15 protein-coding genes are annotated in these 14,560 nt (G+C 72.2%); 7 read left to right on the top strand and 8 right to left on the bottom strand.

Annotated features, from left to right (window positions below):
* Positions 1–33: 33 nt before the first annotated feature.
* Genes M8J73_RS01065 through M8J73_RS01080 form a run of 4 tightly spaced genes read right to left on the bottom strand, consistent with a single transcriptional unit; the run spans position 34 to position 3,927 of the window.
* Positions 34–774, bottom strand: a complete 741-nt coding sequence (locus M8J73_RS01065) for a DUF1275 family protein (RefSeq protein WP_055541519.1) — start codon at positions 772–774, stop codon at positions 34–36.
* Positions 767–1,288, bottom strand: coding sequence for a DoxX family membrane protein (locus tag M8J73_RS01070; protein WP_055541520.1), 522 nt, complete (start codon positions 1,286–1,288; stop codon positions 767–769). The genes M8J73_RS01065 and M8J73_RS01070 overlap by 8 nt, the downstream gene beginning before the upstream one ends.
* 36 nt (positions 1,289–1,324) lie before the next feature.
* Complete coding sequence (locus M8J73_RS01075) at positions 1,325–1,987, bottom strand: hydrolase (protein ID WP_055541521.1); 663 nt, start codon at positions 1,985–1,987, stop codon at positions 1,325–1,327.
* 56 nt (positions 1,988–2,043) lie between these two features.
* Positions 2,044–3,927 carry an amidohydrolase gene (locus tag M8J73_RS01080; protein WP_206187988.1) on the bottom strand — a complete coding sequence of 628 codons (1,884 nt, stop codon included), beginning with the start codon at positions 3,925–3,927 and terminating at the stop codon, positions 2,044–2,046.
* A gap of 268 nt (positions 3,928–4,195) precedes the next feature.
* Between M8J73_RS01080 and M8J73_RS01085 the strand changes: the two genes are divergently transcribed.
* The gene (locus M8J73_RS01085; RefSeq protein ID WP_055541523.1) at positions 4,196–5,167 is read left to right on the top strand and encodes an alpha/beta hydrolase; all 972 of its coding nucleotides are present in this window, start codon (positions 4,196–4,198) and stop codon (positions 5,165–5,167) included.
* Between the two features lie 29 nt (positions 5,168–5,196).
* A complete protein-coding gene (locus tag M8J73_RS01090) occupies positions 5,197–5,913 on the top strand; it encodes an alpha/beta fold hydrolase (protein ID WP_055541524.1) in 717 nt (238 codons plus the stop codon).
* Between the two features lie 62 nt (positions 5,914–5,975).
* Here the strand turns inward: M8J73_RS01090 and msrB are convergent, their stop codons facing one another.
* From msrB to M8J73_RS01110, 4 genes are all read right to left on the bottom strand, one after another.
* Entirely contained in the window at positions 5,976–6,383 is a 408-nt protein-coding gene (gene msrB, locus M8J73_RS01095) for a peptide-methionine (R)-S-oxide reductase MsrB (RefSeq protein ID WP_055541525.1), read from the bottom strand.
* A gap of 13 nt (positions 6,384–6,396) precedes the next feature.
* The gene (murC, locus tag M8J73_RS01100; protein ID WP_079055121.1) at positions 6,397–7,782 is read right to left on the bottom strand and encodes a UDP-N-acetylmuramate--L-alanine ligase; all 1,386 of its coding nucleotides are present in this window, start codon (positions 7,780–7,782) and stop codon (positions 6,397–6,399) included.
* A gap of 86 nt (positions 7,783–7,868) precedes the next feature.
* Complete coding sequence (locus tag M8J73_RS01105; protein ID WP_055541527.1) at positions 7,869–8,324, bottom strand: hypothetical protein; 456 nt, start codon at positions 8,322–8,324, stop codon at positions 7,869–7,871.
* A gap of 120 nt (positions 8,325–8,444) precedes the next feature.
* The gene (locus M8J73_RS01110; protein WP_249828115.1) at positions 8,445–9,329 is read right to left on the bottom strand and encodes a pyrimidine reductase family protein; all 885 of its coding nucleotides are present in this window, start codon (positions 9,327–9,329) and stop codon (positions 8,445–8,447) included.
* On the opposite strand from M8J73_RS01110, the gene zapE reads away from it, so the two are divergent.
* The 5 genes from zapE (at position 9,328) to M8J73_RS01135 (ending at position 14,557) form a co-directional block, all read left to right on the top strand.
* Positions 9,328–10,467 carry a cell division protein ZapE gene (gene zapE / locus M8J73_RS01115; protein ID WP_055538681.1) on the top strand — a complete coding sequence of 380 codons (1,140 nt, stop codon included), beginning with the start codon at positions 9,328–9,330 and terminating at the stop codon, positions 10,465–10,467. The two genes, M8J73_RS01110 and zapE, sit on opposite strands and share 2 nt — an antisense overlap.
* Positions 10,468–10,700: 233 nt before the next feature.
* Entirely contained in the window at positions 10,701–11,102 is a 402-nt protein-coding gene (locus tag M8J73_RS01120; protein ID WP_206187829.1) for a hypothetical protein, read from the top strand.
* Between the two features lie 80 nt (positions 11,103–11,182).
* Complete coding sequence (locus tag M8J73_RS01125) at positions 11,183–11,761, top strand: carbonic anhydrase (RefSeq protein ID WP_055538680.1); 579 nt, start codon at positions 11,183–11,185, stop codon at positions 11,759–11,761.
* Between the two features lie 20 nt (positions 11,762–11,781).
* On the top strand, positions 11,782–13,287 hold the full coding sequence (locus tag M8J73_RS01130) for a SulP family inorganic anion transporter (RefSeq protein ID WP_249828116.1): 1,506 nt from the start codon (positions 11,782–11,784) through the stop codon (positions 13,285–13,287).
* A gap of 235 nt (positions 13,288–13,522) precedes the next feature.
* Positions 13,523–14,557, top strand: a complete 1,035-nt coding sequence (locus M8J73_RS01135; RefSeq protein ID WP_249828117.1) for a slipin family protein — start codon at positions 13,523–13,525, stop codon at positions 14,555–14,557.
* Positions 14,558–14,560 lie beyond the last annotated feature (3 nt).

Genomic DNA, 14,560 nt, shown 5'->3' on the forward strand with positions numbered 1-14,560 from the left:
CGAGGGGCCACCGCCCCGGGGGGTGCGGGGTCGTCAGTTCGGGGGACGGGTCCACGCCGCGTCGGAGGACCACAGACGCAGGGCGGCCCCGCAGGTCGGCGCGAGCAGCAGCAGGATCAGGCCCAGGGTGGGGGCGAGTCCGGTGTGCCGCAGGAGCAGGGCCCCGGCGAGGGCGCCGAGGAACATCGCGAGGACGGACAGGATCCGCCGTCCGGGCCGGGGCGCCGGCCCGCCGGCCGGGGTGGAGTCGGCCGCCAGGCCCGTCAGGGTGAGGGTCAGCACGGTCGTCGTGAGGTCGGGGACGCCGAGGCGCCGTACGACCGCGTTCTGGAGCCCCATCGCGAGGCCGAGCAGCACGATGAGGGTGGAGCGGAGCGGGCCGCCGACCCGGTCGCCGTCGGAGAGGACGGCGGCGAGGGTGGCCGCGCCGACGAGGACCGTCTGCGCCGCCACCGCGATCGCCAGTACCTTCCCGCGATGGGCGGCGAACCGGATGGCGGCCCGGCCCCCGGCCAGCGCCCCGGCGAGGAACGCGGTCATCGCGACGACCGAGGCGAGCGCGGACAGGCCCTCGGCGCCCGCCAGGGCGAACCCCAGGAAGACCACGTTGCCGGTCATGTTGGCGACGAAGACATGGCCGAGGGCCAGATAGCTGACCGCGTCGACGACACCGGTCACCACGGTGAGGACCAGCAGAAGCGGCGGCAGCGGCCCGTGCCGGTCCCCGCGCGGCGGTACGAACGTGCGCACCGCGTCGGTCACCAGCTCACGCACGGCGCGTCACCCCCTCGGGTCCCGCCGTGGGGGCCGGGCGGTGCAGGACCGCCCGGGTCGCGAACCCGGCGGCGGGCCCGAGCACTACGGCCGTGACGGACACCCACAGCGGCCACGGGGCGAACCCGAGCAGTGCGTCGCCCGCCCAGCGGCCGGGGCCGGTGAGCGCGAGCACGGCGGCCACGAGGACGAGGACGAGCGGGTACTCGTACCCGTCGTTCTGCACCCACAGCCCGTTGCGCCACTTGACGGTGCTCGCAACCGTCATGACCCCCATGGCGGTCGTCGCCGCCAGGGGGGTGAGCAGTCCGGCCGCCAGGAACAGGCCGGCGCCCAGCTGGCCGCCGCCCGCGGCGAGCGCGGTGAGCCGGCCGCCGCGGAAGCCGTCGCGGCGGAACTCCTCGGTTCCGCCGGCCAGGCCGTTCCCGCCCAGCAGGAAACTGACCTTCTGCACCCCGTGCCCGGCGATGAGGAGCCCGGCCACGAGACGCAGCAGCAACAGTCCGGTGTCCATCACGTTCCCGCCCGTTCCCGACGTCCGTCGTGCTTCTCAGCCGGCCGCGTGGGCGCCGATGAAGGCCTGCGCGTAGACGATGCCGAGGCCGTACGCGCCCGCGTGCTCCTTCACGACCTGCGTGGTCGGCCCGTACGTCTCCTCGCGCGCCCAGTCCCGCTGGAGCTCCAGCAGCACCTGCACCCACGTGACGGGCACGGCGCCGGCCTGGATCATGCGCTGGACGGCGTGCTCGTGGGCCTGCGGGCTGACACCGCCGGAGGCGTCGGTGACGACGTAGACCTCGTAGCCCTGGGCGAGCGCGGACAGCGTGGGCAGGACCACGCACACCTCGGTCCACAGACCGGCGATGACGAGCTTCTTGCGGCCGGTGGCCTTGACGGCCTCGACGAACGCGACGTCCTCCCAGGCGTTCATCGTCGTCCGGTCGACGATCTTGTGGTCGGGGAAGACGTCCGCGAGCTGCGGCAGGAGGGGACCGGAGAAGGACTCGGCGGCCACCGTGCTCAGCACCACGGGCACGTCGAAGACCCGGGCCGCCTTGGCGAGGCCGACGGTCGCGTTGATGATCGCGCCGCGGTCGCCGCTGCCGGTGCCGAAGAACATCTGCGGCTGGTGGTCCACGAACAGGACCGCGCAGTTGTCGGGGGTGAGGAGGTCAGGGCCGGGAGCCGCGGTGACCTCGTCGATGTCGGCCATGAAGGGTGCCTTTCTGCTGTGAGGGGTGTGATCGGAGGAGGAAGTCGTGGGAGGGATCAGAGGGCGAAGCAGGGATCGAGGGCCGGGCCGTCGTCGGTACCGGGGGCGAGGCCGCGGGCGGCGCGCCACTGCCGGTGCAGTGCGGACTCGGCGGCGGCCTCGCCCAGCAGTTCGGCCTGGCGGGCGCCCGACCGGCCGGTGGGGCTGGTGGCCCGGTAGCCGCCGTGGTGTGCGACGGGGCTCCAGGCGGGGCTGATCGGCGGGAGTTCCTCGTCGAGGCCCTCGTACTCGGCGGCGGCGTGCACGATCCGCCCGCCGACGACGGTCAGGACGGACTCGATGTGCGGGATGTCCGGCTCGGGCACGGTGAAGTAGTCCTCGGACAGCAGCGCGAGGTCACCGAAGTACCCGGTGCGCAGCACGCCCTTGAGGTGCTCCTCGCCGGTGAGGGCGGCGCCCGCCGTGGTGAACATCGCGAGCGCGGTGGCCCGGTCGACCCGGTTGCGGGGCGGGCGCAGGGCGAGGTCGCCGACGGTGCGGCCGCTGACCAGCCAGTGCAGGGCGACCCACGGGTTGTAGGTGGACACGTGGGTGGCGTCGGTGCCGGCGCCGACGGTCAGGCCGCGGTCCAGCATGGCGCGGACCGGCGGGGCGGTCGCGGCGGCCTCGGGGCCGTAGCGGCGCAGGAAGGCCTCGCCCTGGAAGGACAGGCGGTTCTGTACGGACAGGGCGCCGCCGAGGGCGGCGATCCGGTCCAGGCTGCTGCCGGAGACGGTCTCCGCGTGGTCGAACAGCCATCTGTTCCCGGCGGGGAAAAGCCCTTCGGCGGCGAGTTTCTCGAATACGGCGAGATCCCGGCGAATGGTCTCGTCATAGGTGGCGTGGAGCCTGAATCCCCAGCCGTTCTCCATGAGGAGACGGACGGCCTTCTCGAATTCCGTCTCGTAGTCCGCGGTGAGTTCCGGGCGCGGCTGGGTGAAGTTCTCGAAATCGGCGGCGGCCCAGGTGAGATTCTCGCCCGCGCCGTTCAGGCGCAGCCAGGCGTCGCCGTCCTCGGGGCGGACGGACCCGATCCAGCGGGCCAGGTCGGCCGTCTCCTGGCCGGGGGTCTGCGGGAACAGGTGGTAGGCGATGCGCAGGGAGAGCTGGCCGGCCGCGGCGAGTTCGACGACGGTCCGGTAGTCGTCGGGGAAGCTCTGGAATCCGCCGGCGGCGTCGATGGCGGAGGTGAGTCCGAACCGGTTGAGTTCCTTCAGGAAGTGCCGGGTGGAGGTCTTCCGGTCCTCGTCCTGAAGGGCCGGGGCCTTGGCTAGCGTCGAGTAGAGGATCAGGGCGCTGGGCGCGGCGAGCAGCAGGCCCGTGGGGGCGCCGTCCCGGCCGCGGACGATCTGGCCGCCCTTGGGGTCGGGGGTGTCGCGGGTGAACCCGGCTGCCTCGAGCGCGACGCGGTTGAGGATCGCCGACTGGTACAGGTGCAGGACGAACACCGGGGTGTCGGGCGCGGCGGCGTTCAGTTCGGCGACGGTCGGCAGCCTGCGCTCGGCGAACTGCTCGGCCGACCAGCCGCCCACCACCCGCACCCACTGCCCCTTGGGGGTGCGGGCCGCCTGTTCGCGCAGCAGGGCGAGGCCCTCGCGGAGGGTCTGGACGCCGTCCCAGCGCAGCTCCAGGACGTAGCTGAGGCCACCCCGGATGACATGCAGATGGGAGTCGTTGAGGCCGGGGACGGCGCGGCGGCCGAGGGCGTCGACGACCCGGGTCCCGGGGCCGATGTGGGGCGCCATGTCGCTGTCGTCGCCGACGGCCGTGACGACCCCGCCGCGTACGGCGAGTGCCTCGGCCGCCGGGCGGCTCCGGTCTCCGGTGTGGATCCTCGCGTTGCGGACGACGAGGTCCGCCGCGTCGTCGACGGCACGGGGCACGAGCCCACCGACCGGCATCGTGGACAACGGGGTTCGACCTCCTGGGAAAAGGGGCGGGAGCGGCTGAACAGCCAGTGCCCTGACGCTATTTCGCCTCACGGGCCCCAAGTGACCCGGCAGTGCACGGAATTCGTACTCCCAGCGCACTGGCCGCGCCCCGTCGCCCTTTTCCGTGCGCTGTGGGATAGGTCCCGGTGCGCTCATGGGCAATTCCCGCCGCGTTCCCGGTCCTAGCGTGCAGGGCGACGCACCCGCACCACGCGCACAACACCATCGGGAGAAACACATGTCCGACACGGTCGAACCGGTACGGCCGGTCCTGGAACCGGCGGCCGCCGCCTTCGCCGAGGCCACGGCCAACCGCCCCTTCCTCTTCGAACTGCCGCCCGCGGAGGGCCGCAAGGCGGTCGACGAGGTGCAGTCCGGCGAGATCGGGAAGCCGGAGATCGACGAGGAGTGGATCACCGTCTCGGGCGGCCCGACGGGCAGCGTCAGGGCACGGATCGTGCGGCCCGCCGGCGCGGAGGGCACCCTGCCGGTGATCCTCTACATCCACGGCGCCGGCTGGGTGTTCGGCAACGCCCACACCCACGACCGGCTCGTTCGCGAACTCGCGGTCGGCGCGGGCGCCGCCGTGGTCTTCCCGGAGTACGACCTCTCCCCCGAGGCCCGCTACCCCGTCGCCATCGAGCAGAACTACGCCGTCGCCCGATGGGTGGTGGAGCAGGGCGCGTCGAAGGAGCTGGACGGCACCCGGCTGGCCGTGGCCGGTGACTCGGTCGGCGGCAACATGACCGCCGCCCTGACCCTGATGGCCAAGGAGCGCGGGGATGTGCCCCTGGTCCAGCAGGTCCTCTTCTACCCGGTGACCGACGCGAACTTCGACAACGGCTCCTACCGCCAGTTCGCCGAGGGCTACTTCCTGCGCCGCGACGGCATGCAGTGGTTCTGGGACCAGTACACGACCAGCGAGGAGGAGCGCGCCCGGATCACCGCGTCCCCGCTGCGCGCCACCACCGAGCAGCTGACCGGGCTCCCCCCGGCGCTGGTCATCACTGGTGAGGCCGACGTCCTGCGCGACGAGGGCGAGGCGTACGCGGCCAAGCTCCGTGAGGCGGGCGTCCCGGTCACCGCCGTCCGTTTCCAGGGCATCATCCACGACTTCGTGATGCTCAACGCGCTGCGCGGCACCCACGCCGCCGAGGCCGCGATCACGCTGGCCACCGGCACCCTGCGCACCGCGCTGCACGCCGGCTGACCGACCCGCACCGAGAGAGAGGACCCCTCATGTCCACCACGCCCACCGCCCTCCTCGTCCACGGGGCCTTCGCCGACGCGTCCAGCTGGGCCGGCGTCGTCGAGGAGCTCCAGAGCCACGACATCCCCGTCGTCGCCGTACCGAACCCGCTGCGGGGTCTGGCCTCCGACGCCGCGTACATCGCCTCCGCGGCCGCCCAGATCGACGGCCCCGTCGTCCTCGTCGGCCACTCCTACGGCGGCGCGCTCATCACCGTGGCGGGCGCGACAGAGAACGTCGTCGGCCTGGTCTACGTGGCGGCGTACATCCCGGAGGAGGGCGAGAGCCTCGGCGAGCTGCAGGGGCGCTTCCCGCTGTCCCCGCTCGTCGCCAACCTGGTCGAGCGGACCTACCCCGTCGAGGGCGGGGAGCCCGGCGTCGAGGTCACCATCGCGCCGGACGCCTTCCCCGGCATCTTCGCCGCGGACGTCCCCGCCGAGGCGACCCGGATCCTCGCGGTGTCGCAGCGTCCGCTGGCGACCGCCGCGTTCACCGAGACCCCGCCGGTCGCCGCCTGGAAGACCCGGCCGTCCTGGGCCGTGGTCGCGGCGGCCGACGAGGCGATCAACCCCGAGGTGCAGCGTTTCGCCGCGAAGCGCGCGGGCTCCACCGTCACCGAACTCGAGGGGGCCTCCCACGCGGTGGCGGTCTCCCGCCCGAAGGACGTGGCGGCGGTCATCCGCGACGCGGTACGCCTCACCAGCTGAACGACGTGTGCCCCGCACCCCTGTCAGGGGCGCGGGGCACACATGCCACGGGGCTCAGGACCTCACTCGTCCTCGGGCGCCAGCCGCAGCGAGATGCTGTTGATGCAGTACCGCTGATCCGTGGGGGTGGAATACCCCTCCCCCTCGAACACATGACCGAGGTGCGATCCGCAGCGGGCGCAGCGGACCTCGGTCCGCACCATCCCGTACGAGCGGTCCTCGATCAGTTCCACCGCGTCGCCGTCCTTCGGGTCGTAGAAGGACGGCCATCCGCAGTGCGACGCGAACTTGGTGTCGGAGGTGAACAGCTCCGCGCCGCAGGCCCGGCACGAGTACACCCCCTTCGTCTTCGTGTCGGTGTACTCCCCGGTGAACGCCGGCTCGGTACCGGCCTGACGCAGCACCGCGTACTCCGCCGGGGTCAGCTCCGCGCGCCACTGCTCGTCCGGCTTGTCGACGTCGTACGGCATGGGTCTCAGCCCCTCACTGCGAAAGACGGTCCAGGATCCTCGGGCCCAGGTCGGTCACATCACCCGCGCCCATGGTGAGAACGAGATCACCGGGCTTCGCCATTCCCGCGACGACCGCGGGCGCCTCCGCCTTGTCGTGGACGGCCGTGACCTCGGCGCCTGCCGCCCGCGCCGCGTCGATGATCAGCTCGCTGGTGACGCCCGGGATCGGGTCCTCGCGGGCCGGGTAGATGTCGAGCACGACGGACGCGTCCGCGAGGGCCAGCGACTGCCCCATCTCGGTGCCCAGCTCCTGCGTACGGGAGAACAGATGGGGCTGGAACAGGACCAGGATGCGCGCGTCACCGGCGGCGGCCCGCATCGCCTCCAGGTCGGCCGTCATCTCGGTCGGGTGGTGCGCGTACGAGTCGATGACCTGCACCCCTGCGGCCTCGCCCTTCAGCTGCAACCGCCGCTTCACACCGGTGTAGGCCGCCAGGGCGGGGGCCAGCTCCGCCGCCGGCACACCCAGCGCGACGCCCGCGGCCAGGGCGGCGACCGCGTTGTGCGCGTAGTGCCGTCCTGGCACCGACACCGTGAAGGTGAGCTCCCGCCCCTCCAGCAGGACGGTGACCTCGCTCTTGAGCCCCTGGGGCACGACGGCGAGGACACGGACGTCGGCGTCCTCGCTCTCCCCGTAGGTGACGACCCGGACGCCCTCGACGCGACGGGTCAGCTCCCGCGCGCCCTCGTGGTCGGCCGAGATCACCAGGGTGCCGCCGGGCACGATACGGCCGGCGAACGTCTCGAAGGACTCGTAGATCTCGTCCATGGACGCGTAGTTGGCGTGGTGGTCCAGCTCCACGTTGAGGACGATCGCGACCTCGGGGGCGTACTTGTGGAAGCTGCGGTCGCTTTCGTCCGCCTCGGCCACGAAGATGTCGCCGTCGCCGTGCAGGGCGTTGGAGCCGGGCGCGTCGAGGTCGCCGCCGATGGCGTACGACGGGTTCAGGCCCAGCGAGGTCAGCGACACGGCCAGCATGGACGTGGTGGTGGTCTTGCCGTGGGTGCCGGCCACCGCGATCGGCCGCAGGCCGTCCATCAGCCGGGCGAGCGCGTCCGACCGGTGGACGACCGGGATGCCCAGTTCGGCGGCGCGGGCCAGCTCCGGGTTGTCCGCGCGGATCGCCGACGACACGACGACGCACGTCGCGTCGTCGGCGAGGTGCTCCGCCGCGTGCCCGATGTGCACGGTCGCGCCCAGCGCGCGCAACGCCTGCGCCGTCTCCGACTCCTTGGCGTCGCTCCCCGCCACCTTGGCGCCGCGCTGGGCCAGGATCTTCGCGATCCCCGACATCCCGGCCCCGCCGATCCCGATGAAGTGCGGTCGGTCCATGGCGGTAGGAAGGCCGGGTGCCATGCGTGTTCTCCCAGTACTGGTACGGCGAAGGATCAGGGCAACCCTAAGCCCATATTCCATTGCGTCGCCATGGACCACCGGCTGGGCTACTCCCGGCTGTGGGAGAACAGCTTCAGCACCGGGACCCCCACCTTGTGCCGCGCCCGGGACGCCCAGTCGCGGTGGAAGAACTCCTCCACGTAGTGCGGGTCGGTCAGCACCAGCACCTCGTCGGCCCCGACCTCCTCCACCAGCGACTTCAGCGCGTCCAGCGGATGGTCCTCGATCAGCCGCCCCTGCGCCTCGCTGCCGGCCGCGCGCAGCGCCTGCAGGGACACCTCCAGAGCCCGTTCCCCCTCGTCGAGGGCCTGTTCCCCCTCCGGGGTCTCCCGCTCGCGTGCCGCCTCGTCCAGCTCGCCGAGCGCGAGGTCGTCGATGGCCCGCAGCAGCCGGTCGGCCTGGTTGCCCCGCGGCTGGAGCAGCACATGGAAAGAGGCCGGCTCGTCGCCGTGCAGGGTGGTGACGAACTCCACGTCCGCGGACGTCAGAGCCTTCTCGATCATCAAAACGCTCGTGAACGACACCACAGGCGCCCTTCTTCCGAGAGGGCCCCGCGGCCCTCGCTCCTCAGGGATCTAGTGTGCCCGGCGAGAACTAAACGGAACGGGAGATTCCGACCGTTCTCACGTACGACGGTAACGACCGAACAGGAACCCGGCCTCCTCCAGCAACGACACCAGCTCGAACCGCCTCGGCACCGCCACCGGAGGCCCTCCGGCGATGCGCTGGGCGTCCCCCGCCGTGAGCATCGGCGACACGGTGAGGCACAGCTCGTCGAGGACACCGGCGGCGATCAGCTGCCCGAGGAGGCGCGGCCCGCCCTCACTGAGCAGCCGGGTCAGCCCCAGGTCGGCGAGGGCCCGCACGGCCCGCGCGGGGTCGACGCCCATGCCGTCCCCGGCGATCACCACCCGCACGCCCGCCTTCTCGGCGGTGGCCACCCGGTCGGGCGGGGCGGCGGCGCCGGTGAGCAGGAGGGTGGGGGTGAGCGGCGAGGTGAACAGGGGGAGCGAGAAGTCGAGGTCCAGTCCGGCGCTGACCACCGCGACGGCCGGGGCCGGTGTCTGTCCGGCGGCCCGGCGGGCCTCGGCGAAGGCCGCACGCGCGCGTGCCGGGCGGTAGCCCTCCTGGCGTACCGTTTCGGCGCCGACGATCACCACGTCGGCGAGCCCCCGCAGGGTGCCGAAGATCCGCATGTCGGCATCGCTGGAGATCGGCTGCGAGCGCCCGTCGTGCTGGGCCGCCCCGTCCAGTGTCGACACCATGTTGGCCCGTAGCCACGGCTCCCGCCCGCCCGGGCCGGGCGTGGGCGCGGGATAGGCGTACGCCTCCGCCAGCTCCGCCAGGCTCCACTCCCGGTCGACGGCGCCGCCGCCCGGCACCCGCCCGCCGGCGTCCGACCCGGCGACCACGACAGACGCGGGAGCCCCGGCCGTGTCCGTGCCCTCACCGGCCTCGTCCGGGGTCCGGGCCGCTGTCTCTTCGGTCACAGGGAACAGGCGTCGCATGTCGTGCAGTGTGGCACGGCCTTTAGACTCGGTAACCGTGTCGTCGTCCTCTTCCGCCGCGTTCGGCCCCATAGCCGAAACGGCTCCGCTGTCCCTGTGCACCCGCGAGCCCCACGTCCCCGCCGACCGGCTCGTCGCCGAGATGGTGCCGCCGCCCCGCTTCGACTCGGTGCGCTTCGACACGTACATCCCGGACCCGAACCAGCCCAGCCAGACCGAGGCCGTCAAGGTCCTCAGCGGCTTCGCGGCGGGCCTCGGCGGCGCCCACGCGACCGGCGCCGGCAAGCGCGGCCTCTTCGGCTTCGGCCGGGCGAAGGCCCCCAAGGTCCCCGCCGGCTCGCGCGGTGTCTACCTGGACGGCGGCTACGGCGTGGGCAAGACCCATCTGCTGGCCTCCCTGTGGCACGCGACACCGGCCGATCCCTCACTGAAGGCGTTCGGCACGTTCGTGGAGCTGACCAATCTGGTCGGCGCGCTCGGCTTCCAGAAGACGGTCCAGACCCTCTCCGGGCACCGCCTGCTGTGCATCGACGAGTTCGAGCTGGACGACCCGGGCGACACCGTCCTCGTGTCGACGCTGCTCGGCAAGCTGGTGAACGCGGGCGTCGCCCTGGCCGCCACCTCCAACACCCTGCCGGGCAAGCTCGGCGAGGGCCGGTTCGCGGCGGCCGACTTCCTGCGGGAGATCCAGGGCCTGTCCGCCCACTTCCGCGCACTGCGCATCGACGGCGAGGACTACCGCCACCGCGGGCTGCCCGAGGCGCCGCCGCCGTTCTCCGACGAGCAGGTCACGAAGACGGCGTACGCCACCGAGGGCTCCTCCCTCGACGACTTCCCGCACCTGCTGGAGCACCTCGCGCGCGTGCACCCCAGCCGGTACGGCGCCCTCACGGACGGCCTGACCGCGGTGTGCCTGACCGACGTGCAGCCCGTCCCCGACCAGTCGACCGCCCTGCGGCTCGTGGTGCTCGCGGACCGGCTGTACGACCGTGAGGTCCCCGTACTCGCCTCCGGTCTGCCCTTCGACCGGCTGTTCAGCGAGGAGATGCTGAACGGCGGCTACCGGAAGAAGTACTTCCGGGCCATCTCCCGGCTCACCGCCCTCGCCCGCGACGCCGGGCGACTCGCCGGGCACTGAGCCCCAGCGACCCACCGACACCCCTCACCAGGAGGAACTCCCCCAGGTCAAGGGGTTTTTCCGGCCATCCTGCCCACGCTTTTCAGGCTCTCTTCAGCTCGAAACGTTAAGTTAACCCTGCAAACAACTTTGCAGGGTTAACGTGTTTCTTGACCAGCGGTTGACCATTGGTTGACCAAGTCGTGCAACTGCTGGACCACGGGAAGCGTGACGAACTGACAGCGGGGAGGCTCATGTTGCGAGGTACGACGACCCGGACCGTCATCACGGCCCTAGCCGCCGTCCTGCTCGCCCTGCAGTTCTTCACTCCCACCGCTTCCTTCGCATCCGCGCACACACCCGGTCACGCCAAGGCCAAGGCCGCGCCCGGAAAGGCCCTCCCGGCCACCCCGGTGCGTGACCCGGCCGCCACGCCTCACCCCTGCGGTCATCCCGAGGACCCGACCGGTCCCCTCCGCACCCGTGACCGGCACCGCGCCACCACCCACACCGCTTCCGAAGCGCCCGTACGCCCGCCGCTGGGGGAGAACCCGGCGGTCGCGAGCGAACCGGAACGGCCCTCGACCCGGCACCACCGGCAGTCGAGATCCCTCACGGCCCACACCCCGGCCGCCCTCCAGGTCTTCCGCTGCTGAGAGCGCGGAGCCCGTTCCCCCCACCTCTGTCGTGCAAGCCCGACGCGCCGCCGTGGCGCGCCAGGAGGAGTCACCACATCATGCAGCCCCTCATCGACAACGCCCGTACCTTCGGACAGCGCCCTGAGGAGTTCGCCAGGCTGGCCGAGGGCCAGTCCCCCGAGGTCCTGTTCATCACCTGCTCCGACTCGCGGGTCGTCCCGGCCCTGATCACGGGCGCCCGCCCCGGCGAGCTCTTCGAACTGCGGACCGCCGGCAACATCGTCCCCCCGTACACGCCGGACCGCCCCACCGGTGAGACGGCCACCATCGAGTACGCCGTGGAAGTGCTCGGCGTCAGCGACATCGTGGTCTGCGGCCACTCGCACTGCGGCGCCGTCGGCGCGCTGGTGCGCGGCGACGACCTCGACGCCGTCCCCGCCGTACGCGACTGGCTCACCCACGCCACCCCGCGCCCGCAGGGCACGGTCGAGGACCCCACGGTCGCCGACGGCGTGCAGAACCACGTCCTCAGCCAGCTCCTGCGGCTGCGCTCCTACCCCTGTGTGGAGAAGCGCCTCGCCGACGGCCGACTGCGGCTGCGCGGCTGGTACTACGAGGTCCACACCGGAGCCGTGCGCGAACACCGCGCGGACACCGACACGTTCGAGACCCTCTGAGCGGCGGGCCGGTGTCCTCGATGAACTCCCCGACCTCCCCCACCTCCAAGTTCCCCTACATACGCCAGGACTTCGGCGCCTCGCTGGTCGTCTTCCTGGTCGCCCTGCCGCTGTGCGTGGGCGTGGCCGTCGCCTCCGGGGTGCCGGCCGAACTCGGCCTGATCACCGGCATCGTGGGCGGCATCGTCGCCGGTCTGATGCCCGGCAGCAGTCTGCAGGTCTCCGGCCCGGCGGCCGGGCTGACCGTGCTGGTCTTCGAGGCGGTGCGCCAGTTCGGCCTCCCCGCGCTCGGCGTGATCGTGCTCGCCGCCGGTCTGCTCCAGCTCGCCATGGGCGCGCTGAAACTGGGCCGCTGGTTCCGCGCGATATCCGTGTCCGTCGTCGAGGGCATGCTGGCCGGAATCGGGCTCGTGATCATCGCCGGCCAGCTGTACGCGGCGGCAGGCCTGAAGGCCCCGGCCTCCGGGCTCGACAAGATCGCGGGGCTGCCCGGCGCCTTCGTCGAGGCCGTGGGGAGCACCACGGCGCTCGCCTCCCTCGCGCTCGGCGCGGGCACGGTCGCCGTGATGGTGCTGTGGAAGCGGCTGCCGAAGAAGGTCCAGGTCGTGCCCGGCGCGCTCGCCGCGGTCGTCCTGGCCACCGTCGCGACCCTCGCCTTCGGCCTGCCGGTCGCCAAGGTCGAGGTGAAGGGCCTGCTGGACTCCGTCCAGCCGCCCGGACTCGACGCCTTCGGCGGGCTGGCCGATGTGGCGCTGATCGGCACGATCCTCGCCTTCACGCTCATCGCGTCCGCCGAGAGCCTGTTCAGTGCGGCGGCGGTGGACCGGCTGCACGACGGGCCGCGCACCGAGTACGACAAGGAGCTGATGGCCCAGGGCGCCGGCAACACGGTGTGCGGTCTGCTGGGCGCGCTGCCGATGACGGCGGTCATCGTGCGCAGCTCCGCCAATGTGCACGCGGGTGCGAGGACCAAGGCGTCCCGTGTCCTGCACGGCGTCTGGCTGCTGCTGTTCGCCGCGCTGCTGCCGGGGGCCCTTGCCCTGATACCGCTGCCGGCCCTGGCCGGCATCCTCGTCCACGCGGGCTGGAAGCTGATCCCGTTCCGCGCGGTCGTCTCGCTGTGGCGCGGCCACCGGGGCGAGGCGCTGATCCTGGTGACGACCGCCGTGTCGATCGTCGCGGTGAACATGTTCGAGGGCGTGCTGATCGGCCTGGCCCTCGCGGTCGTCAAGACGGCCTGGGAGGCCTCGCACATCAAGCTGGAGGTCATCGACAAGGGCGCCGGCCCCGTGCAGGCCTATCTCTCCGGCAACGCCACCTTCCTGCGCCTGCCGAAGATCCTCGACAGCCTGGAGTCCCTGCCCCAGGACCGTCCCGTCGAGCTTCACCTCTCGGGTCTGCACCACCTCGACCACGCGTGCCGCACCGCCCTGGAGAACTGGGCGGAACGTCACAGCGCGACCGGCACCGAGCCGGTGAGGATGACGGGCCCGGAGCCGGAGAAGGTCACCTCGGCGACCCGCTGACACCGCACGGCCCCACCGGGCGGCAGGCGGCCCTCCTGTGCCGTCCCCGCCCCGGCGCCCCGGTCCCCGCGACCGGGGCGCCACCCGTGTTCGGCCCCCGGCGAACGACAGTCGCCCCAGCCCTCGCCCGAGGCATATCGTGGTATTCGCGTGGATACGCGACGACTCCGCGGATGCACGACGACCGAGAGAGGCCGGGGGCGGTCGTCACGGTCGACTCAAAGGGGCGGTCGTCATGGGCGAAGCACTCATCGCGGCAGCCGCGGCCCTCGCCGCCGGCGGCGCCGTCTATGTCGCGGCGGCGGCCCGCGTCATCAAGCAGTACGAACGTGGCGTCGTCTTCCGCCTCGGCCGTCTGCTCGGCACGCCCAGACCGCCCGGTTTCACCATGGTCGTCCCCGTCGTCGACCGTATTCGCAAGGTGAACATGCAGATCGTGACGATGCCGGTGCCCGCCCAGGAGGGCATCACCCGCGACAACGTGACGGTCCGCGTGGACGCGGTCGTGTACTTCAAGGTCGTCGACCCGGCCGGCGCGGTCGTGCAGGTCGAGGACTACCGTTTCGCCGTCTCCCAGATGGCGCAGACCTCCCTGCGCTCGATCATCGGCAAGAGCGACCTCGACGACCTCCTCTCCAACCGCGAGAAGCTGAACCAGGGGCTGGAGCTGATGATCGACAGCCCGGCCGTGGAGTGGGGCGTCACCATCGACCGTGTGGAGATCAAGGACGTGTCCCTCCCCGACACGATGAAGCGCTCCATGGCCCGCCAGGCCGAGGCGGACCGTGAGCGCCGGGCCCGCATCATCAACGCGGACGCCGAGCTTCAGGCGTCCAAGAAGCTGGCGGAAGCGGCGCAGCAGATGGCCGAGGCGCCCTCCGCGCTCCAGCTGCGCCTGCTCCAGACGGTGATGGCGGTGGCCGCGGAGAAGAACTCGACCCTGGTCCTCCCCATCCCGGTGGAACTCCTGCGCTTCCTGGAACGCGGCCGATCGGAACAGGAGACCGCGCCCGAGCCCCGGCCCCGCCCGGACCCGGCCACCCCGGTCAAGGACCCGACCAGACCGACCACCCCCGCCGAGCTCCCGGACTCCCCCGCATCGGGCACACCTCCCGAGCTCACGGACTCGGATGGATCGGCTGCTCCTCCCGAGCTCCCCGACCCGCCCGGACAGGCTGCCGGGCTTCCGCCCCACCGGACTCCGGACGCCCCACCGGTCGCCCCCCACTTCCCACCCGTCACACCCGATAACCCCACGCCGACCGAGTGATAC

Source organism: Streptomyces neyagawaensis, assembly GCF_023516595.1.
In the GTDB taxonomy this organism is placed as follows: domain Bacteria; phylum Actinomycetota; class Actinomycetes; order Streptomycetales; family Streptomycetaceae; genus Streptomyces; species Streptomyces neyagawaensis.